This window comes from Cohnella sp. GCM10012308 (genome assembly GCF_042649185.1).
Taxonomy (GTDB): domain Bacteria; phylum Bacillota; class Bacilli; order Paenibacillales; family Paenibacillaceae; genus Cohnella.
Window position 1 is genome coordinate 204,049 of sequence record NZ_JBHRYU010000005.1, and the last position, 24,986, is coordinate 229,034.

Annotated in this window: 21 protein-coding genes and 2 riboswitches; of the genes, 13 read left to right on the forward strand and 8 right to left on the reverse strand. The window is 60.2% G+C overall.

Annotated features, from left to right (window positions below; translation table 11 throughout):
• Nucleotides 1–12: 12 nt before the first annotated feature.
• The 4 genes from ACFOTD_RS09070 to gcvH all read left to right on the forward strand — a co-directional run bounded on the left by ACFOTD_RS09070 (nt 13) and on the right by gcvH (nt 4,760).
• A complete protein-coding gene (locus ACFOTD_RS09070) occupies nt 13–1,260 on the forward strand; it encodes an MFS transporter (protein WP_378118017.1) in 1,248 nt (415 codons plus the stop codon).
• Nucleotides 1,238–2,635 carry an amidase gene (locus tag ACFOTD_RS09075; protein ID WP_378117855.1) on the forward strand — a complete coding sequence of 466 codons (1,398 nt, stop codon included), beginning with the start codon at nt 1,238–1,240 and terminating at the stop codon, nt 2,633–2,635. Before ACFOTD_RS09070 ends, ACFOTD_RS09075 begins: the two co-directional genes overlap by 23 nt.
• A gap of 34 nt (nt 2,636–2,669) precedes the next feature.
• On the forward strand, nt 2,670–3,953 hold the full coding sequence (locus tag ACFOTD_RS09080; protein ID WP_378117857.1) for an ester cyclase: 1,284 nt from the start codon (nt 2,670–2,672) through the stop codon (nt 3,951–3,953).
• 127 nt (nt 3,954–4,080) lie between these two features.
• Nucleotides 4,081–4,190: riboswitch (glycine riboswitch) on the forward strand.
• Nucleotides 4,191–4,193: 3 nt separating this feature from the next.
• Nucleotides 4,194–4,274, forward strand: a riboswitch (glycine riboswitch).
• Nucleotides 4,275–4,367: 93 nt separating this feature from the next.
• Nucleotides 4,368–4,760, forward strand: a complete 393-nt coding sequence (gcvH, locus tag ACFOTD_RS09085) for a glycine cleavage system protein GcvH (protein WP_378117859.1) — start codon at nt 4,368–4,370, stop codon at nt 4,758–4,760.
• A gap of 516 nt (nt 4,761–5,276) precedes the next feature.
• On the opposite strand, the gene ACFOTD_RS09090 is transcribed toward gcvH, so the two are convergent.
• A complete protein-coding gene (locus ACFOTD_RS09090) occupies nt 5,277–6,023 on the reverse strand; it encodes a hypothetical protein (protein WP_378117861.1) in 747 nt (248 codons plus the stop codon).
• A 126-nt stretch (nt 6,024–6,149) separates the two neighbouring features.
• On the opposite strand from ACFOTD_RS09090, the gene ACFOTD_RS09095 reads away from it, so the two are divergent.
• The 5 genes from ACFOTD_RS09095 (at nt 6,150) to ACFOTD_RS09115 (ending at nt 11,603) form a co-directional block, all read left to right on the forward strand.
• The gene (locus ACFOTD_RS09095; protein WP_378117863.1) at nt 6,150–6,926 is read left to right on the forward strand and encodes a gluconate 2-dehydrogenase subunit 3 family protein; all 777 of its coding nucleotides are present in this window, start codon (nt 6,150–6,152) and stop codon (nt 6,924–6,926) included.
• Between the two features lie 22 nt (nt 6,927–6,948).
• The gene (locus tag ACFOTD_RS09100) at nt 6,949–8,664 is read left to right on the forward strand and encodes a GMC family oxidoreductase (protein ID WP_378117865.1); all 1,716 of its coding nucleotides are present in this window, start codon (nt 6,949–6,951) and stop codon (nt 8,662–8,664) included.
• Nucleotides 8,665–8,906: 242 nt separating this feature from the next.
• Nucleotides 8,907–10,031, forward strand: coding sequence for a glycoside hydrolase family 88 protein (locus ACFOTD_RS09105; protein ID WP_378117867.1), 1,125 nt, complete (start codon nt 8,907–8,909; stop codon nt 10,029–10,031).
• 13 nt (nt 10,032–10,044) lie between these two features.
• A complete protein-coding gene (locus ACFOTD_RS09110) occupies nt 10,045–10,749 on the forward strand; it encodes a GDSL-type esterase/lipase family protein (RefSeq protein WP_378117869.1) in 705 nt (234 codons plus the stop codon).
• A gap of 149 nt (nt 10,750–10,898) precedes the next feature.
• Nucleotides 10,899–11,603 carry a hypothetical protein gene (locus tag ACFOTD_RS09115; RefSeq protein WP_378117871.1) on the forward strand — a complete coding sequence of 235 codons (705 nt, stop codon included), beginning with the start codon at nt 10,899–10,901 and terminating at the stop codon, nt 11,601–11,603.
• Between the two features lie 83 nt (nt 11,604–11,686).
• Here the strand turns inward: ACFOTD_RS09115 and ACFOTD_RS09120 are convergent, their stop codons facing one another.
• The 3 genes from ACFOTD_RS09120 to ACFOTD_RS09130 all read right to left on the reverse strand — a co-directional run bounded on the left by ACFOTD_RS09120 (nt 11,687) and on the right by ACFOTD_RS09130 (nt 14,902).
• The gene (locus ACFOTD_RS09120; RefSeq protein WP_090116974.1) at nt 11,687–12,511 is read right to left on the reverse strand and encodes a carbohydrate ABC transporter permease; all 825 of its coding nucleotides are present in this window, start codon (nt 12,509–12,511) and stop codon (nt 11,687–11,689) included.
• 13 nt (nt 12,512–12,524) lie between these two features.
• Nucleotides 12,525–13,415, reverse strand: a complete 891-nt coding sequence (locus ACFOTD_RS09125) for a carbohydrate ABC transporter permease (RefSeq protein ID WP_090116973.1) — start codon at nt 13,413–13,415, stop codon at nt 12,525–12,527.
• A 101-nt stretch (nt 13,416–13,516) separates the two neighbouring features.
• Nucleotides 13,517–14,902, reverse strand: a complete 1,386-nt coding sequence (locus ACFOTD_RS09130) for an extracellular solute-binding protein (RefSeq protein ID WP_378117874.1) — start codon at nt 14,900–14,902, stop codon at nt 13,517–13,519.
• Nucleotides 14,903–15,063: 161 nt separating this feature from the next.
• Between ACFOTD_RS09130 and ACFOTD_RS09135 the strand changes: the two genes are divergently transcribed.
• The 3 genes from ACFOTD_RS09135 (at nt 15,064) to ACFOTD_RS09145 (ending at nt 20,572) form a co-directional block, all read left to right on the forward strand.
• The gene (locus ACFOTD_RS09135; protein ID WP_378117876.1) at nt 15,064–16,914 is read left to right on the forward strand and encodes a sensor histidine kinase; all 1,851 of its coding nucleotides are present in this window, start codon (nt 15,064–15,066) and stop codon (nt 16,912–16,914) included.
• On the forward strand, nt 16,911–18,503 hold the full coding sequence (locus ACFOTD_RS09140) for a response regulator (RefSeq protein WP_378117878.1): 1,593 nt from the start codon (nt 16,911–16,913) through the stop codon (nt 18,501–18,503). The genes ACFOTD_RS09135 and ACFOTD_RS09140 overlap by 4 nt, the downstream gene beginning before the upstream one ends.
• 65 nt (nt 18,504–18,568) lie before the next feature.
• On the forward strand, nt 18,569–20,572 hold the full coding sequence (locus ACFOTD_RS09145) for a beta-galactosidase (protein WP_378117880.1): 2,004 nt from the start codon (nt 18,569–18,571) through the stop codon (nt 20,570–20,572).
• An 82-nt stretch (nt 20,573–20,654) separates the two neighbouring features.
• Here ACFOTD_RS09145 and ACFOTD_RS09150 read toward each other — a convergent pair whose 3' ends face one another.
• The gene (locus tag ACFOTD_RS09150; RefSeq protein WP_090116968.1) at nt 20,655–20,855 is read right to left on the reverse strand and encodes a twin-arginine translocase TatA/TatE family subunit; all 201 of its coding nucleotides are present in this window, start codon (nt 20,853–20,855) and stop codon (nt 20,655–20,657) included.
• Nucleotides 20,856–20,922: 67 nt separating this feature from the next.
• Nucleotides 20,923–21,660 carry a twin-arginine translocase subunit TatC gene (gene tatC, locus ACFOTD_RS09155; RefSeq protein ID WP_378117882.1) on the reverse strand — a complete coding sequence of 246 codons (738 nt, stop codon included), beginning with the start codon at nt 21,658–21,660 and terminating at the stop codon, nt 20,923–20,925.
• A 157-nt stretch (nt 21,661–21,817) separates the two neighbouring features.
• Between tatC and ACFOTD_RS09160 the strand changes: the two genes are divergently transcribed.
• Nucleotides 21,818–22,189 (forward strand): c-type cytochrome, encoded by a 372-nt coding sequence (locus ACFOTD_RS09160; RefSeq protein WP_378117883.1) that lies wholly within the window; start codon nt 21,818–21,820, stop codon nt 22,187–22,189.
• 98 nt (nt 22,190–22,287) lie between these two features.
• On the opposite strand, the gene ACFOTD_RS09165 is transcribed toward ACFOTD_RS09160, so the two are convergent.
• On the reverse strand, nt 22,288–23,310 hold the full coding sequence (locus ACFOTD_RS09165; RefSeq protein ID WP_378117884.1) for an N-acetylglucosamine kinase: 1,023 nt from the start codon (nt 23,308–23,310) through the stop codon (nt 22,288–22,290).
• Nucleotides 23,311–23,518: 208 nt separating this feature from the next.
• On the reverse strand, nt 23,519–24,799 hold the full coding sequence (locus ACFOTD_RS09170) for a 6-phospho-beta-glucosidase (protein WP_378117886.1): 1,281 nt from the start codon (nt 24,797–24,799) through the stop codon (nt 23,519–23,521).
• Nucleotides 24,800–24,986: the final 187 nt, after the last annotated feature.

Below are 24,986 nucleotides of genomic sequence, written 5' to 3' on the forward strand. Positions count from 1 at the left end.
AGAACGGTGGCAATGATGGCAAACCGGCGTTGGACCGCTGAGGCGGCGTTGTTTTTCGCGATAAGCGTGCTCTTTTTTATCAGCATTACTTCCTTTGACCCCTTTGTATCCTCCTATGCGGCTGATCTAGGCATACCGGCCGTCCTGATCGGCAGCATGGTCGGGATCACCGGTCTCGCCTCCATGGTCGCGCGGCTTCCGGTCGGCATCGTCTCGGGGTTCCTGTCGAAGCGCAGACTGTTCATTCAGACAGGCTTCGCGTTGACGGCGATCAGTTGGGCGATCGCTTATATCGCGCCGGGCGCCGCAACGTTGTATATCGGCAAGCTGAGCAACGGACTGGCCGGCTCGGTCTGGGTGATCTACACGGTCATGTTCGCTTCCTACTTCGCCGCGCGGGACGGAGCAAGGGCGATGGCGGTCATCTCCATCGCCTCGCCGCTCGGTTCGCTGGCGGGTTCGACGGCGGGAGGACTCGTTATCCACGCTTTCGGTTATGCGGCCGGGTTCCTAGTCGCGGTCGTCGCCGCCTTGCTCGCGCTTGCGCTTACCATATTCCTCAAGGACGAAGAGGCGACGGAACGTAAGAGGGCGAGCCTGGATAAGCGCGCTCTGGCGGCTCAGTTCGCCGACGGACGGTTATGGGCGATCTCGCTGCTCGGCATCGTCGTCCAGATGACGATGTACGGGACGCGGGACACATTCACGCCGTTGATGGCGGCCCGGCTCGGCGCTGATCCGATCGCGATCAGCTGGCTGGCCAACACGCATCTGATGATGTTCGGGCTGTCCACGGCGCTCTGTCCCTGGCTGTATCGGAACCTGGGGCTGGGCAGGACGGGCGTGTTGGGCTTTGCGCTTCAGGGAGCCGCAATCGTGGCGATGGCTGCAGCCTGGGAGCTGCCTATGCTGTTCGCGCTGCAAGCGGTGGCGGGCATCGCGTACGGGTTGGCATTTACGTTTTTAATGTCGATCGTGCTGGAATCCGCCCGACCGCAGGAGAAGACGATGCGCATGGGCTTTTTTCAGAGCATGTATTCGGTCGGCGTATTCGCTGGCCCGTTGCTCCTCGGACTAATCGTTGACGGCGTCTCCGAGGCTGCGGGATTTGCAGCCTGGGGAGGGTTGTCGGTGCTCGGCGCGCTTTTGACCGCTCTGCTGCTGCGTCGCCGCCGCCGGAACGAACAACGAGAGGAAGCGCCGGAAGATGCGGGCGGCCTGGATAAGGAGGGGTATCGTGCAGCCGTACAGGACCATTAACGAATTGCAGGAAGCCTATCGGCAAAGGCTTGTTTCTCCGGGGGAGATTGCGGATTATTACTTGAGCCAGATCGAGTCTGCGGACTGTGACTACCGGTCGGTGATTACCGTGACCGGCGAGACGGCCCGCCGTCAGGCGAGCGCGGCCGGCGAACGGCTGACGGCGGGGCGAGAGACCGGCGCGCCGCTGCTCGGCGTGCCGGTCACCATCAAGGATAACATCGATACGGCGGGCATCCGGACGACCAACGGGTCGCAGATCGACCGGAACCGTGTCCCGACTGGCAATGCAGCTGTCGTCGATAGGCTGGAAGCGGCCGGAGCCGTAACGGTAGGTAAGGCGAATCTGTACGAGTACGCATTCGGCATCACGTCGGACAACCCCTTCTACGGCGACGTACGCAATCCCTGGGACATGCGCTATATGGCCGGCGGGTCGAGCAGCGGCTCGGCGGCGTCGGTCGCCGCCGGCTTCTGTATCGGCTCGATCGGGACGGATACGGCGGGCTCGATCCGCGTGCCGTCGTCCTGCTGCGGCGTCGTCGGCCTGAAGCCGACGTACGGCCTGATCTCCGCGGACGGCGTCGATACGCTGTCGTGGACGCTCGATCATGTCGGGCCGATCGCGGGCAATGTAGCGGATCTGGCGCTGCTGCTCGAGGCGGCGACTGCCCGCTCCTATGAGGGCGCGCGCCTTGCGGATATCCGGGGCATGCGGATCGGGGTGCCGCGCGAATTCGTCTATCGGCGCATCGAGCCTGCCGTACGGGCGCTATTCGACGCGGCGCTGTCCGTGCTCGTCGCGCTTGGCGCCGTACTGGTCGACGTCGAGCTGCCGCTGGCCGATCGGGCGGTCGCCGTGGCGACCGGCATCGCGACGCCGGAGGTCGGCTATTCGCACCGCGAGCGCATCGCCGCTTCGATGGCGCTGTACGGCCCCGGCGCGGCGGACACGTTCGCGCGCAGCCGGGCCGCGTTAGCGCACGATTATATGGAAGCCATGCGCCTGCGCGCCGAGATGACGGGCGGCCTGGACGCGCTTTTCGGCGACGTGGACGCGATCGTCACCCCTACGATGCCGGCAGCGCCGACGCTGCTCGGGCAGCAGGAAGTGCTGTTCCCCGACGGCGTATCGGAGTCCGTGCACGAATGCATGATCCGCTTCACCTGCCTATATGACGTGACCGGGCATCCGGCGCTCTCTATTCCTTGCGGGCTGACGCCGGACGGACTGCCCGTCGGCCTCCAGATCGCGGCCGCGTATCACGGGGAGGATACCGCGTTCCGCGCGGCCTATGCTTACGAGCAGGCGGCGCTCCTTGAATTTTACGACGAACGGGAAAAACGAGTGAAGCACTGCCGACCTTCCGATTGACGGCGCGCATATCAACATAAAGGTGGAATTTCGAATGGAAACGAACAGCAGCGAAGTCAAGACGACCGATTCCGCGCCAGTCGAGCAGCAGAAGAACGGACCCGGACGCGCCGCATCCGCGACCCGGACCGCCCCTGCAGCGCCGCCTCGCCGCATCAAGCAGAGCAACGTGTTCTACGCGGATGCCGAGGACGTGAACATGATCGACGTGAACGACGACTACGATTACATTCATATTCCCGAAGACAAGCAGCGCAAGCAGCGCATGGAAGGCTTCGACCCGGCCTACAACAATATCGTCGATTACATCGTCAAGATCACGCGTCAGATCTGGAAGGAAAAAGACATCGGCCTCATCTACGAAACCTACAGCCACAACGTGTCGGTGCACAAAGGACTGCTCAACAGCCACGGGGTGAACGAGGTCGTGTCAGGCACGCTGCAAACGCTGCACGCTTTTCCCGACCGTAAGGGTCTCGGCTGGAGCGTTATCTGGTCCGGCGACGACAAGGAAGGCTTCTTTACCTCGCACCGCGGCAAATCGATGGGCACGAATATCGGCGACAGTCTGTACGGTCCGGCGACGAACAAGAAGGTCGTCTTCCGCACGACGGCCGACTGCATGGTCCTGAACAACAAGATTTACGAGGAATGGCTCGTAATGGATACGTTTCATATGGTGCAGCAGCTGGGTCTAGATCCGGTCGAGATCGCCAAGGGGCTGGCCAAGGGGACCAAGACGCTGACCGCCCCGCTGCACTTCGGGTTCCCCGAGACGGCGGAGATCGGCTTGCCGCCTGTGCCGTACACACGTCAGTTCGAAGAGTTCGAGATCGGCGACTTTATGCTGGAGATGATCAACCGGGTTTGGGAGCGCAGATCGTTTAATTATGTAAAAGAATTCTACGATCCGAGCGCGGTCATCCACTACGTCTGCAATCGCGATCTGATAGGCGCGCAGGAGATCAAGGGCATGTTCATCAGCTTCTTCGCCTCGATCCCGAACGGCAAGACGCATATCGACCGGATCACCTGCAACCGCCGCGGCTCCGATCTGGATTGGGACGTAGCGGTCCGCTGGCGCATCCAGGGCACGCACGAGGGCATGGGCTACTTCGGCAAGCCGAGCGGCAAGCCGATCGAGATCTTCGGCGTGAACCATTACAAAGTGAAGGCCGGAAAGATCATGGAAGAGTGGTTCCTCTTCGACGGCATCGACGTGCTGCGGCAGATCTATATGGAGACGGGTACGGAGGCGGCGGTAACGGGTGCTTCCGGCGGCGCAGGCGGTGACGGCAGCTTTCCGGGCGTGTCTTGAGCCGTTGCGGCCGGCGATGAATCATGCGGCGTATTCGGGCGAGTCGAAATTTTGCAACAATGCGTCACCTATATTGACACTAACGCCGCGCGTGAATTAAGCTATCCGTGTCAAACGAATATTGCGGATGAAGATGGCAGGGAGAGACTGCGCCCACTGGCGCGGCACCGAAGGAGCAAGTCCGCGGCCGGCCCGCCGCAGGATCAAACTTTCAGGTAAAAGTACCGCCATCCGACGCGCCTCTGGAGAGAGCGAACAGCCACCAAAGGGGTAAGGGCGGAGCGAACGCCCCGTCTAATCTCTCAGGTACCCGGGACAGAGCATACGGCAGCTTGCCGTTGCTCTGTCCTTTTTTGCCGTTCGGCGCTTGTTGCGGCAGACAGCGGTGCGACCATAAACGAGAGGATGACGAAGATGAGCGAGATCAAGGCGGGATTGGGCTACACGGAGGAGCATGAGTGGGCGGAGGCGACGGCTACCGTCATAAGGGTCGGCATTACCGACTATGCGCAGAGTCTGCTCGGAGACATCGTCTTTGTAGAGCTACCCGGCGTAGGCGACGAACTCGCGGCCGGCCAGCCGATGGGGACGATCGAATCGGTCAAGACAGTGTCGGATCTGTTCAGCCCGGTAGACGGCAAAGTCGTACGCGTGAACGAGGATCTGCTGACTGCGCCGGAGAAGGTTAACGCCGATCCGTACGGAGAGGGTTGGATCGTCGAGGTCGAGGTGGAAGGCGATCCCGCGGAGGCGGTAAAGGGCCTGATGGATGCCGGACAGTACGAGGCGTTTCTTGCGAGTAAGTAGTCAGACTGTACGCAGACGATCAATGACTGAAGCTGTAAGCTCGGAACGGCCGGCTTCATGATGCGGGGATGAATTATGGCCTTCTGTAACCCAGTAGCTAAATGCCTGCATCCGTGCAGGCTTTCAGCCGATTTGAAGATCGGAAGAGAAAATGCCTGCAAATCAGCATCTATTTAGCTGCGAAACCCGAAAATCGCAAGAGAAAGAGATCAAAGCCTGCAGATTCGCATCTTTTTTTGTTCAAAAGTCTGTTATGCAGGAAAAGGATGTAAATATGCAGGCATTCATCTGTTCCCCTCCGGCAGGCGAATCGCGCACAGGAGGAGGCATCGTCCGATCGCGCACCGCTGCCGGCGTCACTCTGGAATTTAGCGCGGTCTGCAATGCGTTCAGGCGGTCGGGGGCAGGCCGCTAATTTTATAGGCTACTGCCAAAGAACCGCCAGGCGATCTTCCCTGGCGGCTTTTTCCTATGTCTGCTGGCTTTTTCCAATGTCTGCTTTGAAGTATTTCCGAACTACTTCCCATCCTTCGCCGCGCCAGCCAGCCTCATCAACTGCGCGATCTCCTGATCGTGGCTGCCGGACGTCCCGTCCGCGCCCTGCGCCCGCAGGCGGTCGATCAGCGCGACGGCCTCGGGGCCGGCGACGGTGACGATGCGCTCGCCGTAGCCGCGGTCCTTCAGCCACTGCTCGGCCGCGGCCAGCGTATCCGTCTGGTCCGTGTCGACGGAGCGAATCCCGATGCCGCCGTGCGGGCCGGGCTCCGGACCTTTGCCGGACAGGCCGCCTGTGTTGCTCAGCAGCTTGCGCTGCAGGGGATCCGCGGCGGAAGCGGACGGCCCCCGGTCCTTGGCCGCGAGGAATACGGTGTCGTTCGCGACGAGCACGCGAATGCCTGCCAGCCCGGCCCCGGCGAGCTCGGCCTCCACGTCCGGCGAAGCGCCACGGCCGCGCAGTCCCGAGCTGCCGATCCGGCTCAGCACGCCGCTGCCCATGCCTTGTCCGGATGCGCCGTATTGGTTGGTCGTTCTCGTCTTCTCCCGGTCGACGCTCGGGATGACTGCCGGATCGTGCTGTCCGGCAATCTGCGGACGCTGCACGGAGTGCAGCTTCAGCCGGTCGTCGACGATGCGCTGCGCGTCTGCCGCCTGCTTGACCGACTGCTCGCGCATGCTGTGGCTCTGGCAGGCGGCCAACGTCAGTACGCCTGCCGCGCAAGCGAGCGCGAGCATCCGGCGCTTTGTTGCGAATGCGTTTGCCATGGCGAATCTCCACCTTATATTGGATTGGTTTTGAAGTTAGCATAGCCAGCCGCCCGGAATGCATAAGGACTTAATTTTGGAAAAAACTAATCGGGAAAATCCGGAACGAAAATTGGAGGTGAAAGGATGGCTGACCAGAATCACAATGGCGGCTCAGGCCACGACAACGTCGAGCAGCCTTCCCGGCGGAAATTTCTCGTCCAGGCCGGCTATGCGGTCGGTGGCGTTATCGTGGGCGGGGCGCTCGGCAGCCTGATCCGGCCGTCTAAGAAAACGGAGACCGCTCCCCAAACGGGCGAGGGTACGGCGACGGAGGTCAAAAGCTACAACCGCGCGCCCATGTTCTTTACGCAGGAGCAGCTCGGCATCGTGTCCGCTGCTACGGAGCGGATCTTTCCCGCGGACGACGCCGGTCCCGGCGCGCTGGCGCTCGGGGTCCCGTTTTTTATCGACCATCAGCTGGCGGGCGAGTGGGGGTTCAATTCCAGGGAATACATGTCGCCTCCCTTTTATGCGGGAGAGAAGGTGCAGGGCTATCAAGGCCGGCTGAAGCGGCGGGAAATGTTCGAGATCGGACTGCGGGAATTGGAAAATTACAGCCAGACGAAATTTACGAAGGGCTTCTCGGAGCTCGCGGCCGAGCAGCAGGACGAGGTGCTGAAGGCGTTCGAGTCCGACGAGGTGAAGCTGACGACGATCTCCGCGAGCGGTTTTTTCAAAATGCTGCGGAGCAGCACGATCGAAGGCGCGTACAGCGATCCGCTGTACGGCGGCAACGCGGACATGAACGGCTGGAAAATGCGAAGCTACCCTGGCAACCAGATGAGTTACACGGACGTCATCGACAAGGACTTCGCGGTCATCGCGCCGAGCAGCCTGCAAGACCATCTAAGCGCCCACTAAGGCGGAGAGGACAAGACCAACTATGGCCAAAACGCTGCCGAAAACGGACGTCGTCATCGTAGGCGTCGGCTGGGCGGGCGGCATCATCGCCGCCGAGCTGACGAAGAGCGGACTGAACGTCGTCGGCCTGGAGCGAGGCAAGGAACGCAAGACGGAGGACTATTTTATGGTCCACGACGAGCTCCGCTATGGACTGCGGTACGAGCTGATGCAGGATTTATCGAAGGATACGGTGACTTTCCGGAGCACGGAGAAAGTCCGCGCGCTGCCGATGCGTTCGTACGGCTCGTTCTTGCTCGGCGAGGGACTGGGCGGAGCCGGCGTCCACTGGAACGGGCAAACTTACCGCTTCCTTCCGTACGACTTCCAGATTCGTTCCAAGACGATCGAACGGTACGGCAAGAACAAGATTCCGGACGGCATGACGATTCAGGACTGGGGCCTCACCTACGACGAGATGGAGCCGTATTACGACAAGTTCGAGAAGCTCGCCGGCATCTCGGGGGAACCGAATCCGCTCGGAGGCAAGCGTTCGGCCGACTACCCGACGCCGCCGATGAAGAAGTCGCCCGCGCTCAGCATGTTCAGCGACGCGGCGTCCAAGCTCAAGCTCCACCCGTACATGATGCCGTCGGCCAATCTGTCGGAGCCCTACACCAATCCGGATGGCATCTCCCGCGCCGCCTGCCAGTACTGCGCATTCTGCGAGCGCTTCGGCTGCGAATACGGCGCGAAGGCGGACCCGGTCGTCACCGTGCTTCCCGTTGCGCTAAAGACGGGCAAGTTCGAGATTCGCACGCATTCGCAGGTGCGCCGCATCATTCACCAGGGCGGGAAGGCGACTGGCGTCATGTATACGGACGTCACGACGGGCGAGGAGCTCGTGCAGCCGGCCGATATCGTGGTCGTGACCAGCTACGTCTTCAACAACGTCAAGCTGCTGCTGATGTCGGGGCTTGGCAAGCCGTACGACGCCGCAAGCGGGACGGGGGTCGTCGGCCGCAACTACGCGTACCAGGTGCTGAAGGGCAACGCAGCCGGTTTTTTCGACGAAAAGCAGTTCAATACGTACGCTGGCGCGGGCTCGCTCGGCGTAACGCTCGACGACTACAACGGGGATAACTTCGACCACACCGACCTGAAGTTCATCCACGGCGGCTCGATCAGCCTTAGCCAGACGGGCATGCGCCCGATCGCCAACAATCCCGTGCCCGGAGGGACCGCATCCTGGGGGGCGGAGTTCAAGGCCAACTCGGTCAAATACGCCAATCGCTTTCTGTCCGTCGGCGGGCAAGGGTCGTGCATGCCTTTTCGCCACCACTTCCTCGACCTCGATCCTACATACAAGGATGCATACGGCGATCCGCTCGTGCGGCTCACGTTCGACTTCGAGGAGCAGGACCGCCAGCTCGCGCTGTACCTGTCGGGCAAGTGCGCGGAGATCGTGAAGGAGATGGGCGCAAGCCATATCGATCAGCTCAAGGAGCTCGGCCCGTACGAAATCACGACGTACCAGTCCACGCACAATACGGGCGGCGTCGTCATGGGCGCCTCGCCGGATACGTCCGCGGTCAACACGTATTTGCAGATGTGGGACGCGGAAAACGTGTTCGTCGTCGGCGCCAGCGCCTTCCCGCACAATTCGGGCTACAATCCGACCGATACGGTCGGCGCGCTCGCCTTCCGGGCGTCCGAGGGGATTCTCAAGTATCGGCAAAAGGGCGGCAGTTTGGTGTAAGTCGGGAAAATGAAGAGCCTCTGCTCGAAGCCTCCGCTTCGAGAAAGCAGAGGCTTTTCGCTATTGCAGCCATACGATTAAAATCCGATTACAGCCATGCAAATAACGCTATTGAAAGCATCATCCAACTTGAATAAAATATGGTTAAATAAAGTTCATAACCTTGAAATGCAATCATTCTTTTCTTTTTTTGGGGATGTCATAATGAGAGATAAACCCCATTGGCAGAAGGAAGGAACAAGATGAATAATCAGGCGGATTGGGCCGAAGAATCGTGGCGGCAGGTTGTCGACAAGATCGACAAAACGAGCATCGACATTGGAGCATCATTCCCGAACGGCTCTGTCAATGGCCGCTACAACAGAAGTCCTGCGCATGATTGGGTCGCGGGATTTTGGCCGGGGCTGCTATGGTTGGTCTACCGGGACACCCGCAATGAACGTCTGAAGGATCTCGCCGTACAATGCGAGCAGCAGATTAGCCGGACGCTGTGGGCGTTCGACGCTTTGCATCACGATGTCGGGTTTATGTTTGGCTTGAGCAGTATCAATCAATATAAGCTCCTGCAAGACGAGGAAGCCAGGCGCCACGGGCTGATGGCCGCCAGTCTGCTTGCCGGAAGATTTAATCCGGCGGGCGGGTTTATCCGCGCCTGGCCGAATTGGGGCGACGAGGATCACACCGGTTGGGCGATCATCGACTGTATGATGAATCTGCCGCTCCTGTACTGGGCCTCCAAGGAAATCGCCGATCCGCGCTACCGGCACATCGCCGAGATTCATGCGGATACCGTGCTTCGGTCGTTTTTTCAGGAAGACGGCTCCGTCCATCATATCGTCAGCTTCGATCCGGAAACGGGCGAGCGGAAGGAAGCGCTGGCCGGCCAGGGCTATGCCGCGGATTCGGCGTGGGCAAGGGGCGCGGCATGGGCGTTGTACGGGTTTGCGCTTAGCTATACATACACGGGCAAGGAGAGATATCTTTTGGCCGCCAAACGGGTGGCGCGCTTTTTTCTCGATCATTTGCCGGCGGACTCGGTGCCTTATTGGGATTTTCGGTTGCCTGCGGATGCAGAGGGCATGCCAAGAGATTCCTCTGCGGCAGCGATCGCCGCTTCAGGGCTTCTGGACCTGGCTTCCTTGGTGTCGGGAGAGGAAGGGGGCGCGTATAAGCAAGCAGCCGAACGCATCCTTCGTTCGTTGCATGAAAACTACGGCGCTTGGGACGAGGATGAAGAAGGACTGCTGCTTCACGCGACCGGATATTTTGCTGCGGATATCGCCGTGGATGCGCCGCTCATTTATGGAGATTATTATTTTGCCGAAGCGCTATATAAGCTTAAAAACAACGGGCTAGAGCCCTGGTGAAAGGAAATAAAAAATGACAACGAATCGCGTGAAGCTAGTGAAACCGGGCTATTTTGCAACAGCTGCCGCCGCGGATAGCCGCAGAGGAGAATTCGATATCGGCAACGAGATTTTAATCGCGCACGAAGTGCCGGTCGACTTTGTATTTATCGGAGACTCGATCACGCATATGTGGGAGCTAAATGCCTATTTTGGCCGCAGTGGCCGTTTTATCGTGAATCGGGGCATCGGCGGAGACATCAGCAGCCATGTGCTGCGAAGATTCGACGCGGACGTGGTCCAGTTAAAGCCGAAGCATGTCGTCATTAAAATCGGCGTAAACAACTTCTGGGCAATGGACGGCTGGACGGCAGGCGACCGGAAAACGGCGGAGCAAATCGTTCCGGGTCTCGTGGGCGATATCGAGGAAATGGTCAAGAAAGCGAAAGAAAACGATATTATACCGATTATTTGTTCCATCCTTCCGACGGATATGCCGCAATCCGGACACAATGACCAGCGAAATGCAGGCATACGCAGCGCGAACGAGAAGTTGCGGATAGCAGCCGCCGAACGAGGCGCGATCTTTGTCGATTATCATTCGCGGATGGCCGATGAGGACGGTCTTCGGCTGCGCGAAGGACTTGCGGACGACGGTCTTCACCCGCATGTGCTGGGCTACGATATTATGGCCGATGCTTTGCGCGAGACACTGGAGCAGAAGGGAATTCATATCTAAGAGAGCGGACATTACGCTATTGTTGAGTCGAACGAAGGGCTGTCCCAAAGTCATGCAAATGACTGGAGGACGGGCCTTCGTTTTATTTTGCCGCGTTAACTAAAATGTTATATGGTGGAAAATAGATATTTCTACTTGGAGGCAGTTGGATGAGAAACACGGTATCGGTTTTTCTAATGGGGATCGGCATTATCATTATCGCGATCGGCTTCATCGCCGGAATCGGCCTGGGCAAAGACGCGAACGGCGAATTCTCGCTTGCGATTGCCTTGTACTGGTGGCTGTCCGCGCTGGCGGCCGGATTTTTGTTCATCGGCTTGTCGGAAGTCGTCCATCTGCTGCAGAAGCTGCTCGACCGTTCCGCGGGGGCCGCGCCGTCCGCGCCGTTTCAAGCGGAGCAGTCGAGCGCCCAAAGGATGCTGGCAGCCCATCCGGCAGCCCATCCGGCGCCAACTGCACCTGCTCGGACTGCGGAAGTAACCGGCAGCTATTCTGCGCCAGCCAATTATACGCGGCCCGAAGTTCCAGTCGAGACTGTCGTTCAGCACGCAAACCCGGCGAGAGGCGTCGAGCAATTCAAAGGACTGACGATCCTGCTGGACGAACGAAAGATCAAGGGCACGTTCCGGTTCGGTCCCGAGCTGCTGCAGATCGTGAGCCAGTCGATGTTCCAAGCGGATACGGATGCGCAGACCATCGAGACGATTCCTTTGCATTCTTTTTCCGCCGATTATCTCGAGGGCAAGGACTACTACACATTTTCTTTTGAAAAGGGCACTCGCAAGCTCGCATTCAAGACGCATAATCTGTACGACTACGAACGGATCGTAAGGCGGATCCGACGGGAAGCGTAGGAAATAAAAACGCGGGACCGCGCCGCCAATCGAAACAAAGAGGCTCCACGTAGAGCCTCTTTGCGCACCGCTTTTTAATTGCCTTAGCCTTTCACCGCGCCAGCCGTAACGCCCTTCGTGATCTGTTCGTTGAACAGCGCGTAGATGACGATCGCCGGCACGCTGGTCAGCACCATGACGGCGAACTGGGAGCCGTAGTCGGACGAGTACTGGCCCGCGAAGTTCATGACCGAGAAGGGCAGCGTCTTGAGCGCGTCCTTGCTGAGGAACGTCGACGCCATGATGAATTCGTTCCAGCAGTTCAGGAACGTCGTGACGACGACCGTCACGAGCGCCGGCGCCATGAGCGGCGCGATGATCTGGAAGACGATGCGGTAGATGCTGCAGCCGTCCATGACGGCCGATTCTTCGACCGCCTTCGGGATGCTCCGCAGGAAGCCGGTCAGCATGAACGTGCCGAGCGGGACGGAGACGGCCGTGTACGGCAGGATGAGACCGAGGTAAGAATCCGTCAGGCCGAGCTGCTTGAAGATGGCGAAGTTCGGCAGCAGCGTCGCGTGGATCGGGATCATGATGCCGAGCAGGATGACGGAGAAGAAGAAGGAGCGCATCCGCCACTGCATGCGGGTGAATGCGTACGACAGCGTCAGCGACAGGACGACGGTGAGCACGATCGTGACGCCGGATACCAGCACGCTGTTCAGGAAGTACTTCAGGAACTTGCCGTCGATCCAGGCGTTCTTGTAATTCTGCCATTGCGGGTCGGTCGGCCACTTCAGGATGTGGTCGGAGTAGAAGTCGGCGCTGCTGTTAAACGAGAAGTCGACCAGCCAGATCAGCGGGAACAGCTGCAGGAGGGCGACGATCAGGAAGAAGATCCAAATGCCTGTCTTGTATCGCGATCTCATGTTCGTCGCCTCCTTAGGCTTCCGCCGCGTCGCTGCGGATAAATTTGTTGCTCAGGTACGTCGCGACCAGACAGACGACGATGAACAGGATGGAGATGGCGTTGGCGTAGCCGTACTGGCTGGCGGAGAACGCTTTGTTGTACAGGTAGACTGCGATGAACTGCGTCGAGTCGCCCGGTCCGCCGTTGGTCGTCAGGAAGACGAGCTCCATCTGCTTGAGCGCCGTAATCATGGCCAGCGTCACCTGAACGGCGATGACCGGCTTCAGCAGCGGCACGGTGATGCGAAGGTGAAGCTTCAGGCCCGACGCGCCGTCGAGGCTTGCGGCTTCGTACAGATCCTCGGGAATGCCCTTGACGCCGGCATAGTAGAACAGCAGTCCCCAGCCGAAGCCGGCCCAGATCAGGATGAACAGCATCGTGCCGAGCGCCGTGCTGCTCTCGCCGAGCCAGGCGTGCTGCAGGGATTCCAGGCCGACGGCGGCCAGCAGCTTGTTCAGAATGCCGAACGTCGGGTCGAGCAGCGACAGCCACATTTTCGAGATGACGACGACGGAGATTACGCAGGGGATAAAGAAGATGGTGCGGAAAATCTTCTCCGCCTTGCCGCCGATCCGGTCGAGCAGGACGGCGAAGAAAATGCTGAGCGGATGCTGCAGCACGATGAAGCCGATGCCGAGCAGGACGGCATTGCGGAGCGCGATCCAGAATCTTGTATCGTGAAGGATCAGGTCTGCGTAGTTTTGCAGACCGACCATATGGATTTTCGTACCCGGGGCTAGCGTGTCCGTGAGGGAGTAATATCCGCTCAATATGATGGGGGCCAGAAAGGTAAGTATAAACAGCAGAAGACCGGGGAAAACGAAGAGGAAAATCGCCGTCTTATTGCGTAGCACTTTGTGCATGGGATACCCGCTCCATCCTTGAGAATACAACGGGGACAGGAATGCTGCCCGTCCCCGCCGCTTCCTTTATCTGTGGCTCATGCGTCGCGACGTTATCGCGATTACTGGCTGTCGGCGGCTGCCTGCAGGGCGGCTACGAGCTCCTCTGGCTTTTGGCTGCCGGAGAAAAACTTGCCGAACGCGTTCTGTACGTCGTCCTTGAACTTCGGCGTGCCATAGTCGATGAACGATGCGCCAGGCGTAGAAGTCGCTTGCACGAGCACGTCGGTCAGCTGCTTCTGGACTTCGCTTTCTTTGCCGGTCAGCTCGTACTTCTGTGCCGGCACGGCTGCGCCCGTATCCCAGGCGACCTTCGCCCATTGGTTGGCGTTGAACAGGTAATCGAAGAACTTCTTCGCTGCCTCGGGGTGCTTGGAGCTGTTCACCAACGCATACCCGCCGCCGTTCCAGGCGATCAGATCGGTCGCTACGCCCTTGCCGTCCGCGGCGATCGGGAACTTGGCGACCTGCAGGTTGTTGCGGAACTCTTCGGGCAGGCTGGCGTTGGTCGCCATGCCGGCTTCCCAGGAGCCCATGTACCACATCGCGGCTTTGCCCTGCGTGAACAGGTTCTGCGAGGCGCCGTAGTCGGCGGTCATGAACGCGTCCTGGAACAGCTTGTCGTCGCGCAGCTGCGCCATGTACTGGGCAGCCTTGAGGAAGCTCTCATCCTCCGTGAACTTCTTCTTGCCTTCGACCGCGTCGAGGATGAGGTTTTGGTCGCCGCTGTAGCGCTGCACGATGTTCTGGTACAGCTCGCCGAAGCTCCACAGATCCTTGCCGTTGATCGACATCGGCGCGATCTTCTTGGCGCGGAACGCCTTGATGGCATCCGTCAGCTCGGTGAAGGTCGTCGGGACTTTGACGCCGTTGTCGTCGAACAGCTTCTTGTTGTAGTAAATGACCTCGTAGTCGCTGTTGCGAGGCAGGCCGTACAGCTTGCCGTCGAACGTGAACGACTTGTAGACGCCCGGGAGGAAGTTGAATTGCTCGCCTTCGTAGGCGGCCGGGTCGATTTCCTTTACGTAGTTGGCTTGCACAAGCGTGCTCAGCTCGGCGCCGCCGTGGACCATCGTGATGTCGACCGGTTCGTTGGAGGCCATGTACGCCTTCAACTTGTTCTTGAACGGCTCCTCGGCGAGCGCTTCGACTTCGATCTTCACGTTCGGGTTTTCTTTCACATAGTTGTCGATGACCGTCTGTTCGGCCAGACCTTGACCGGACTTGCGGTCGGGCAGGTTGGAGAACAGGCGCAGCGTGACCTTCTCGTTGCTTGCCGCGCCGCTGCTAGCTGCGCCGCCGCTTGCGCTTGCACTGGCGTTCGGACTCGAGCTTGCGCTGCCTGCCGCGTTATTGTTGCCGTTGCTGCCGCAAGCGGAGAGAACGGTGACGGATGCGAGGACGGCTGCCGTGGCGGTCAAGCCGCTCCATTTTTTATGCTTAGCCATTCGGTATTCCCCCTGAACGATGGATTGTGGAGTGTTGCGGCGTTGCTGATTGCATCATAGCGTACGGGTCGGTCGCCGGTCAGTAGAGAAAAGAACGGGAAAGTTGAAGTTTATCGAAACCGCCTGCCGATCCGTTGTGGAATGTCCTTCGGTTGGCTATCATGAGTACAAACCGAGGGAGCGCCTGGGGGGACGGCATGCTGCGCATCTACCTTAACATGAGTCTCACCTATAAGATCGTGATCTTATTCTCGCTGCTGATGACTATATTTTCCATGCTGCTCGGGTACTATGCTTTCCGGACGTCGGAAAAACAGATCGTCAGCAAGGTCAGCGCGACCAACCAGGGAGCCGTCAAGGCGATCGACAACAACGTCGCGTCGCTGCAGCGCGCGATGCAGAACTGGGTGACGGTGTTTAGCATCGCGCCCGTCATTCAGACGATGCTGGCGAAGGAAGCGGAGTCGCAGCAGCCGCTCGATCCGCTCCTATACAGCGACGCCAACTCTACGCTGATCGATCAGATGCTCGTTACCGGCAACTTCGACTATGTCGCGCTGTACGGCAAGACGGGCCAGCCGTTGTTCCAGCTGGCGACGGACGACAGCAGCGGACCTTATTCGATCGAGGACATTAGGCAGAGCGCCATTTACCGCAAGACGGTCGAGCTGAACGGCACTTCCTATTGGTTCCCGCTCACGGACGCGAACAATACGTTCATCCAGAACAACCGCAATGCCAAGATCGGCATGACCCGGGTCGTGCGCAACGTGAAAACCGGACGCAATATCGGCTTCATCTTTGTCGGCGTCAATGAGCAGACGGTGCTGAGCCGGTATTTGAACAATATGTACGACAAGGATCACGGCATCGTCATCCTCGATGCCGACGGCGTGCCGCTGTTGTCCGCGGGGATGCCTTTCTACGACGGTTCAGCTGCGGACATGGCGCGTATTCATGCCTTGGCGAGCGGAGACGGCTCCGAGGTCGTTTCGATCGGCGGAGAAAAGCTGCTGTTGTCGTACAGCACCGGCGAAAATGGCTGGCAGATCCTGTACGCGGTCCCGCTCGGCAACCTGACGCGGGAACTGAATTCGATCAAGCTGTTCGTCATCCTGACGATCGCCGGCTGGCTGCTGCTGTGCATCCCGATCCTGATGCTGCTGTCTTCGTTTCTCACGGCGCCGCTCAAGAAGCTGCTGTTGTCGATGCGGCGGTTTCAGAACGGCCAGTTCGACGAGAAGATCGAGGTCAAGTACGGAGACGAGATCGGTCACCTGGGCCGCGGCTACAACAGCATGGTCGCCAATATCAAGACGCTCGTCGACGACGTGTACGTGCTCAGGCTGCGCGAGCAGGAGGCGGAGCTGAAGGCGCTGCAGTCGCAGATCAACCCGCACTTCCTGTACAACATGCTCGACACGATCTTCTGGGAGGCCGAGGCGGCGGGACAGGACCGGATCAGCGAGATGATCATCAATCTGTCGCGGCTGTTCCGACTCAGCCTGAACCGGGGCAAGAGCTTCACCAGCGTGGCGAAGGAGAAGGAGCTGCTGGAGCTGTATTTGTCGCTGCAGCAGATGCGCTTCAAGGATCTGCTCGCCTACGAGATCGACATTCCGGACGAGATCGGCGGCTTCGTCATTTTGAAGCTGAGCCTGCAGCCGTTCGTGGAAAACGCGATCGTGCACGGCATCGAGCGCAAGCGCGGAGGCGGCCGTATCCGCGTATCGGGCGTCCGGGAGGGAGATCGTCTCCGTTTCCGGATCGAGGATAACGGACCGGGTATGTCGGCGGAGACGCTGGAGCGGATTCTGGAGATCCGCAGCGACGGCGATATTTACACCGCGAAGGATACCGGAGGCTACGCCGTGCAGAACGTTCATGAACGGCTGCGGCATTTTTACAAGGATCATTATCGAATCGGCTATGTCAGCGAGCCGGGACAAGGCACGGTCGTGGAAATCGAGATACCGGCGACGACCGAGATGGAAGGAGGGACGGACGGATGATTCAGATGATGATCGTCGACGACGAGGAACGGGCGCGCAGCGGCATCCGGACGCTGATCGACTGGGCGCAGCACGATATCGCGATCGTCGCCGAGGCCAGAGACGGGGAGGAAGCGCTCGAGCGGATGGCGCAGGTGCATGTCGATATCGTGCTGACGGACATACGGATGCCGGAAATGGACGGCCTCGAGCTGATCGAGCATGTCTCGAAGCAATATCCGGCCGTCAAATGTGTCATTATGAGCGGCTACGACGAGTTCTCCTACGCCCAGAAGGCGATGTCGCTCGGGGCCAGCCACTACTTGCTCAAGCCGAGCCGCAGGCAAGAGATTCTGGATCTCGTGCTCCAGCTCCGGGCGGAGATCGATGGGGAAAGGCAGCAGTCGAGCAGGCTGGAGGAGCTGAAGGCGGGCTTCCGCGACAGCTTTCCGCTGCTGCGGGACAAAATGCTGGGCAGGCTCGTGCTGACCGACAATCCGCCGTACGAGCGGCTGCTCGCCAGTCTGAAGACAAACGGCATCGCCTTCGGCCATCCGTTTTACGGCGCGCTCGTCGTGCAGATCGACAACTTCCATTCGTTCCAGCAGCGGGTAGGCGACGAGGACGTCGAGCTTTACAAATACGGGCTCAAAAACATCGCCGAGGAGACGCTCGCCCCGCTGGGCATGTGCGCCGTTTTCGAGCATAACGACGATCTGATCGCGCTGCTGAACGCGGAAGAGATGCCGGACAGCGCGGCGATCGGCCGTTATGCGCAGCAGATCCAGCAGAACGCGGAAACTTACCTGAAGTTCACGGTCAGTATCGGTATCGGCAGCATCGGCGCGGAGATCGCACATCTGCGTCTCTCCTATCAGGAAGCGGCGCGGGCGCTCGACGTGCGGTTCTACATGGGCGACCGCAAGATCGTCGATTACATGGAGTCCGTCGACGGCGACGCGGACCGTACCTCGTATCCGTTCGCGTTGGAGAAAGCGTTCATCCAGGCGGTCATGCACGGGGAAGAGGGGGCGATACGCGAGCAGCTGCAGGCATTTCTGCAGGCATTGCGGCCGGAGAGCGCGTCGAAGGAGCCGGTGCTGAATTCGATTTTCTCCCTCTTCTTCGCGCTGTATCGGCTGTGCATCGAGAAAAACGTCAACGTGCAGGAGATATTCGGCCGGGATCTGACCGGAATCACGCATATGGTCGCCCGCTCGAGCCTCGAAGGCATCGTGCATGCGCTGGGCGAGACCGCGCGGCTCGTCGCCGCCCAGTTGAACGCGAAGAAGAACGGGAACAAGCTGTTCGACGCGGTCACCGCCTATATCCGCAACAACTTCAGCAAGGATATCAGCCGGGAGACGGTGGCGCGGGAGGTATTCATCACGCCCGGCTACGTGAGCCTGCTGTTCAAGCAGCAGCTGCAGACAAGCTTCCTGGATTATCTGCATCAGACCCGGATCGACCAGGCCTGCCGGCTGTTCGAGGACAGCGGGGCGCGGATCGCGGACGTGGCGCACGAGGTAGGTTATCAGGACGAGAAGTACTTCTTTCAGGTATTCAAAAAGTATACGGGGATGACCCCGAATCAGTATCGCAACCAATGAGCGGCAAGCGGACAGAACCCGAATGACGAGGGCGATAAGAATGAAACGCAGGGAGTGGACGAAATTTGAATAAACTGCTGTACGGCGTCGCCTACTACGACGAATACATGCCTTACGACCGGCTGGCCGAAGATATCCGCATGATGAAGGAGGCCGGCATCAACACGGTTCGGATCGCCGAATCGACCTGGAGCACGCACGAGCCGCAGAACGGCGTATTCGACTTCTCCTCGGTAGACCGCGTGCTTGATGCGATGCATGAAGCGGGCATCCATGTCATCGTCGGCACGCCGACCTACGCGGTCCCTGCCTGGATGGTCAAGGAGGATCCCGCCGTACTTGCGGAGACGGTGGCGGGGCAAGGCCGCTACGGCGCCCGCCAGATCATGGACATCACGAACAAAACGTACCTGTTCTATGCCGAGCGGATCATCCGCAAGCTCATCGGTCGCGTCAAGGACCATCCGGCCGTCATCGGCTATCAGACCGACAACGAGACCAAGCACTACGACACGGCGGGACCGAACGTCCAACTGCGGTTCGTGAAGTACATGCGCGAGAAGTACGGCAGCCTGGACGTCGTTAACCGGCGGTTCGGCCTGGACTACTGGAGCAACCGCATCGACAGCTGGGAGGACTTCCCTTCGGTAACCGGCACGATCAACGGCAGCCTGGGCGCCGAGTTCGCGAAGTTCCAACGGGGACTCGTGAACGAATTCCTGGCCTGGCAGGTCGGTCTCGTCCGCGAGTACGCGCGGCCGGATCAGTTCGTGACGCAAAACTTCGATTTCGAGTGGCGCGGTTACTCTTACGGCGTGCAGCCGTCGGTCGATCACTTCGAGGCTTCGCGGCCGTTCGATATCGCGGGCGTCGACATTTATCATCCGTCGCAGGCCAAGCTGACCGGCGCCGAAATCTCGTTCGGGGGCGACATGACCCGGTCGCTGAAGGGGACGAACTATCTCGTGCTCGAGACGCAGGCACAGGCGTTCCCGGACTGGACGCCGTATCCCGGCCAGCTGCGGCAGCTCGCTTTCAGCCATCTGGCCTCCGGCGCCAATATGGTCGCGTACTGGCACTGGCACTCGATCCACAATTCGTTCGAAACGTACTGGAAGGGGCTGCTCAGCCACGATCTCAAGCCGAATCCGGTCTACGACGAAGCGAAGACGGTCGGCAGGGACTTCGCGCGGCTCAGCGAGCAGCTGGTTAACCTGAAGAAGAAGAGCGACGTCGCCGTGATGGTCAGCAACGAGGCGCTGACCGCGCTAGAATGGTTCAAGCTGCCGGGCGGCTTGAAATATAACGACGTGGTCAGATGGATGTACGACGAGCTGTACAAGCTGAACGTCCAATGCGACTTCATCCCCGCCTCGCACGAGCGGCTGGCGGATTACCGTATGATCGTCGTGCCTGCGCTGTACGCGGCGCCGGACGACACGCTCGAACGTCTGAACGCCTATGTGCGGGACGGCGGCCACGTCGTCTATTCGTTCAAGTCCGGCTTCGCGGACGAGGTCGTCCAAGTGCGCGCGGCACAGCAGCCCGGCATTATTCACGAAGCATGCGGCGTCGGCTACAGCGTTTTCGTAGAGCCGGACGCGGTCGCTTTGCGCGACGGAGCGCAGTCGTTCGATCCGGAGGCGGCAGAGGTGCGCGCGTGGATGGAGCTGCTGACGCCAACGACGGCGGAGGCGCTCGCCTACTACGACCATCCGCACTGGGGAACTTACGCGGCCGTCACGCGCAACCGGTACGGAGCAGGCACGGCGACCTACGTGGGCTGCATGACGACCGCGGATGCCATGCGCCGCATTTTCAAGGGGGCGCTTCAGGAAGCGAATCTGCTCGACGCCGACCAGGAGCTCGCGTTCCCGGTTATCGTCAAGGCCGGCGTCAACGGGCAAGGCCGCGTCGTGCGCTACTATTTTAATTACTCAGACGCGTCTGTTGCCGTACGCTACCTGCATGGGGGCGGACACGAGCTGCTTGCGGACGTGCCGGTCGAGGCAGGCGACAGCCTCCAGCTTGACGCTTGGAGCGTCAAGATCGTCGTCGCGAAATCGTAAAAAAGAAAATCCCTTCCCTGCCGACTGCTGTCGGAACGGGGAAGGGATTTATTTCGTTTATTTTCGTTGGGGGCGAGCGGCTTCAGGTCGGATTCCGTTCCTTGATCAGCTCGGCGGCAGGCTCGTGCTTGTCGTCCTCGATGATGCCGCGTGTGGAGCTGCGGAATTCGCGCAGCGTCTCGCCGAAGGCTTTGCCGAGCTGAGGAAGCTTGGCCGGACCGAAGACGATCAGCGCGATCGCGAAGATGATCAGCAGTCCGGAGATGCCGATATTGTGAAACATCGTGGGTTCACCTCCTTTATAAGCGTTTGATCGCGTACATATTTAGCCGGCTTAAGTGTAAACGTCGTTAACCCGGCGCCGGTCCGGCGGCGCGGCGCAGCCTGAACTGCCGGTTCGCGACGAGCGCGCTGCACTCGAACAGCAGCAGGAGCGGCACGGTCACGGACAAGTGGGAGAACAGGTCCGGCGGCGAGATGCAGGAGCCGACGACCGCGAGCCCCACATAGGCGTATTTGCGGATAAACTTGATGCGCGCAGGGTCCAGCAGGCCGAGCTTTGTCAGGAAGAGCATGACAAGCGGCATCTCGAAGGCGATTCCGAGCGGCATCAGCACGCCGAACATAAAGGCGAAGTAACGCTCGATCCCGTACATTTCCACGGCGCCCACGCTCTCGTTCATCGATTGCATGAACCGGAGCATCATCGGAAAAACGAGAAAGTACCCGAACGAGACGCCGCCGAGAAACAGCAGGAACGACGCAGGGACGTAGCCGAGCGTACCGCGCGCCTCTCTGCCGGTCAGTCCGGGCCGGACGAACGCCCACGCCTGATACATCGCGAGCGGGAACGTGAGCAGCGCGGCGAGCAGGAAGGCGCACCGCAGGTAGACGAACAAGCCGTCGGTGAAAGAGAAAACGTGCCAGTCGATCGGCGCGCCCGCCGCCGCCCGCGACTTGAGCAGCAGCAGGATGGAGGGGGAAAGGTACAAGCCGGCGCCCATCGAAGCGACGAACCAGATGCCCGTGACGATCAACCGCTTGCGCAGCTCGGACAGATGGCCGATCCATTCTTGATTCGCGTTCATAAGCATCACCGCCGTTGCCATATATTGCATAGCTTTGACCTTATCGTGTCCAATTCGCCCGTTGCTATTCCACGAAGCGCAGGTCAATTGTCGCGTGCATGCCGTTCGGATAATTGGAGAAATCTAACCGAAACGACAAGAAGGAGGTCAAGCTCGCATGAGAAAATGGACGGCAATCGCAGCGACAGCCGCGCTGCTGGCAATGACGACGGCAGCTTGCGGCAAAAGCAACAACAACGCTTCCACGACACCGCCGTCGAGCGAGGCGCCGGCATCGCCCAGCGGCACGACGACGTCATCCGGAGAGGGCGCGGAGACGATCTACAAAGCGCAGTGCATCGCCTGCCATGCCGCGGATCTGAGCGGCGGCGTCGGTCCGAATCTGACGGACGTCGGCGCGCGCCTGTCGACGGACGAGATTTCGTCGCGCATTCACAACGGCGGCGGCGGCATGCCGGCGTTCAAGGGAACCCTGACGGACGATCAGATCAACACGCTCGTCAATTGGCTGAGCACGAAGAAGGGCTAATCGCGCGGAGCGCCGCATAGGTACGACAAAAAAGCCAGCGAACACGATTCCGAGCAGGAATCCGCGTCGCTGGCTTTTTGACGTAGAAAGGGTTTCAGTTAGCGCTGCGCTTGCACGCCGTGCAGTACTTTGCTCCGCATATCGGCTCCTGCCGGCGCGCCGTGCGCCAGCTCCAGCGCCCACAGCACGGCGCCCGTCGCGGGCGGCACCGCGAGCGGGATAAACCGGCAGCGGCGGGCGGTAAGCTCACAGACATCCCGCATGTACCGCTGGATCATCAACGGACTCTCCGCCTTGATCCAGACGGAGCCGGACAGCACGATCTCGATCTCGTCGTCCGCGCCGAAGTCGAGATTGGCGATGCAGCCGGCCGTGGACAGCGCCATCTGACGGGCCGAATGCGCAACCAACGCAACGGCGGCTTCGTCGCCCGCGTCCGCCGCGGCGAACAGCACGCGCATCAGCGCCGTGTTCGGGAGCGCGCGCTTGTAGGCGGCTTCGGCGGCATACGCCATGAAGCGCTCGCGCGACGGCGCGCCGAGCAGCGCCATGACCGGCTCGGCCATCGCGGTCGGCGGTCCCAGCCGGTAGAAGCCGTCATAGACCGCGCGCACGACCTTGCGGCCCAGGTAGTAGCCGCCGCCCTCGTCTCCGGCGAGCTCGCTGCCGATGCCGCCGACCTGCAGCCGCAAGCCGCTAGGCGATATGCCGCCCGTGACGGCGCCCGAGCCGTTGACGGAGCAGACGCCGTAGCCGCGCTCGGTGCCCGCCTTGATGCCGAGGAACGAATCGTTGTCCACGGCGTAATGCCGCAGCCCGATCCGCTCGGCGATCCGGCAGAGCGCCTCCTGCTGCGTGGGCAGATCGCAGCCCGCGAGGCCGAACGCCGCGGCATCGACCTGCGAAGGCGCGATGCCGCATGGCGCGAGCAGCTCGCGGATGCGGGCGTCCATCTCGCGGTGGGCGCCCGCATAGCCGTCGGCGAACCGTTCGTGGCTGCACGTGCCCGCGTTGATATGGTTGACGAAGCCGCCCTCGCGGTCGAACAGGAAATAGTCGGTCTTGCTGTTTCCGCCGTCCACGCCGATAACGTAGCCGGCCCCCGGTTTGGCTCCGATCATGAATATCACACTCGTTTCTTTTCGTTCATGTAACACAGTCCCTCAACCCAAACCAGCTCGCTCCGCTCCATAGAGGAAAAACCATCCTCTATCACGGCCAAAACCGGCTCGCTCCGCTCCATAGAGGAAAAAACATCCTCTATCACGGCTCAAACCGGCTCTCGCCATTTCGCTCTGGCTCGCACCGTTTTGATTCCGCAGCAGATACTCAGCCGAATTGCGGCAAATATGCCTTGTGCGCTTCCTTCAGCTCGTTGAAGCACGCAAGCGCCGTGTTGTAGTCGCCGACGAGCGGGTTCATGAGCAGCGCGCGCATCGCGGCGTCCTCGCTGCCGCTCACCGCGGCTGCGACCGTCTCGCGCTCGTACGCCTTCACCATTTGCATATAGTCGATGATATGGCGATTCGCGAACCCCGGCACCGCGACCGGCGTCGCGCCGTCCTTGCCGATGACCGCGGACGTCTCGACCGCGTCGTCGTCCTCCATGAACGACAATGCGCCCCGATTCAGTAGATTGACAACGTGCACCTCGCGCTTGTCGTTCCAGATCGCGTCCACGAGGCTGATCGCCACCTCCGAATAGTTGGCGCCGCCGCGCGAGGAGAGCAGCTCCGGCTTCACGTGAAGCTCGGCGTCCTCGTAGATCCGCAGCAGGTCCGCCTCGATATCGATGCACTTCTCGCCGCGCGTCTGCTCGCTTTCCATCAGCAGCTTCAGCTTCTTGTCCTTGAAGTAGTAGTATTCCAGGTAGGAGGAAGGGATGGCGCCGACCATGTTCACCAGCTCGCGGCTGAAGCCGCTCGACGGAATGTTCTTCATGGCCTCGCTGTTGAGCCCAAGCTCCAGCGCCGTTTTCAGATAGTCCTTGCCGTCGTGCTCGATCGCGGTTATCCAGCTCAGATGGTTAAGGCCGACATACGTCATCTTGGCGTCCGGCAGCGCGAGCGTCTCGCGGATGCTCTTGTACATATTATACGGAACGTTGCAAAGGCCGAGCATCTTCACGCCGGTATGCTTCAGCAGCGCTTCGGTGATGATGCCCGCCGGGTTGGAGAAGTTGATCAGCCAGGCGTTCGGGCACAGCTCCTGCATCCGCGCCGCGATCTGCAGCATGACCGGGATGGTGCGCATCGCCTTGAAAAAGCCGCCGATCCCGCACGTCTCCTGGCCGATAAGGCCGTACTTGAGCGGGATCTTCTCGTCCAGCACGCGGGCGGACAGCTTGCCGACGCGAATCTGCGCGAGCACGAAGTCGGCGTCCCGCAGCGCCTCGTCCAGATCCTGCGTCAGCGTGACGCGGCAGGACAGATTTTCCGCTTCGATCATGCGCCGGCACAGGCTGCCGACGACGTCCAGCTTATGCGCGTCGATGTCCATCAGCACGAGCTCGCTGAGGGGTAGGACGCCCTTGCGCTTGATGATGCCTTCGATCAGCTCCGGCGTATACGTGCTGCCGGACCCGATTATCGCGATTTTCAGCTTGCTCATAACGTACCTCCTGCGGGCGTTCTTTCGGTCAATCGTGCACCATCGATCTTAGGCCCTTCATTTGCGGCTATTATAGCATGGGGTTTTCCCGTCAACAATAAAATATAGAAATTTTATTTCAGTATGATATATTTGTTTCGAAATAATATTTCCGACTCTGGTTGGCGACCGTGCCACAACCCATGCC

What these genes read in the sequence shown, in the direction of transcription:
- ACFOTD_RS09120 (WP_090116974.1), bottom strand. Translation starts at nt 12,511, where the DNA reads ATGAGATCGCGATACAAGACAGGCATTTGGATCTTCTTCCTGATCGTC.
- ACFOTD_RS09140 (WP_378117878.1), top strand. Translation starts at nt 16,911, where the DNA reads ATGATTCAGATGATGATCGTCGACGACGAGGAACGGGCGCGCAGCGGC.
- ACFOTD_RS09160 (WP_378117883.1), top strand. Translation starts at nt 21,818, where the DNA reads ATGAGAAAATGGACGGCAATCGCAGCGACAGCCGCGCTGCTGGCAATG.
- ACFOTD_RS09080 (WP_378117857.1), top strand. Translation starts at nt 2,670, where the DNA reads ATGGAAACGAACAGCAGCGAAGTCAAGACGACCGATTCCGCGCCAGTC.
- ACFOTD_RS09095 (WP_378117863.1), top strand. Translation starts at nt 6,150, where the DNA reads ATGGCTGACCAGAATCACAATGGCGGCTCAGGCCACGACAACGTCGAG.
- ACFOTD_RS09090 (WP_378117861.1), bottom strand. Translation starts at nt 6,023, where the DNA reads ATGGCAAACGCATTCGCAACAAAGCGCCGGATGCTCGCGCTCGCTTGC.
- tatC (WP_378117882.1), bottom strand. Translation starts at nt 21,660, where the DNA reads ATGAACGCGAATCAAGAATGGATCGGCCATCTGTCCGAGCTGCGCAAG.
- ACFOTD_RS09100 (WP_378117865.1), top strand. Translation starts at nt 6,949, where the DNA reads ATGGCCAAAACGCTGCCGAAAACGGACGTCGTCATCGTAGGCGTCGGC.
- gcvH (WP_378117859.1), top strand. Translation starts at nt 4,368, where the DNA reads ATGAGCGAGATCAAGGCGGGATTGGGCTACACGGAGGAGCATGAGTGG.
- ACFOTD_RS09125 (WP_090116973.1), bottom strand. Translation starts at nt 13,415, where the DNA reads ATGCACAAAGTGCTACGCAATAAGACGGCGATTTTCCTCTTCGTTTTC.
- ACFOTD_RS09105 (WP_378117867.1), top strand. Translation starts at nt 8,907, where the DNA reads ATGAATAATCAGGCGGATTGGGCCGAAGAATCGTGGCGGCAGGTTGTC.
- ACFOTD_RS09115 (WP_378117871.1), top strand. Translation starts at nt 10,899, where the DNA reads ATGAGAAACACGGTATCGGTTTTTCTAATGGGGATCGGCATTATCATT.
- ACFOTD_RS09130 (WP_378117874.1), bottom strand. Translation starts at nt 14,902, where the DNA reads ATGGCTAAGCATAAAAAATGGAGCGGCTTGACCGCCACGGCAGCCGTC.
- ACFOTD_RS09170 (WP_378117886.1), bottom strand. Translation starts at nt 24,799, where the DNA reads ATGAGCAAGCTGAAAATCGCGATAATCGGGTCCGGCAGCACGTATACG.
- ACFOTD_RS09150 (WP_090116968.1), bottom strand. Translation starts at nt 20,855, where the DNA reads ATGTTTCACAATATCGGCATCTCCGGACTGCTGATCATCTTCGCGATC.
- ACFOTD_RS09165 (WP_378117884.1), bottom strand. Translation starts at nt 23,310, where the DNA reads ATGATCGGAGCCAAACCGGGGGCCGGCTACGTTATCGGCGTGGACGGC.
- ACFOTD_RS09110 (WP_378117869.1), top strand. Translation starts at nt 10,045, where the DNA reads ATGACAACGAATCGCGTGAAGCTAGTGAAACCGGGCTATTTTGCAACA.
- ACFOTD_RS09070 (WP_378118017.1), top strand. Translation starts at nt 13, where the DNA reads ATGATGGCAAACCGGCGTTGGACCGCTGAGGCGGCGTTGTTTTTCGCG.
- ACFOTD_RS09135 (WP_378117876.1), top strand. Translation starts at nt 15,064, where the DNA reads ATGAGTACAAACCGAGGGAGCGCCTGGGGGGACGGCATGCTGCGCATC.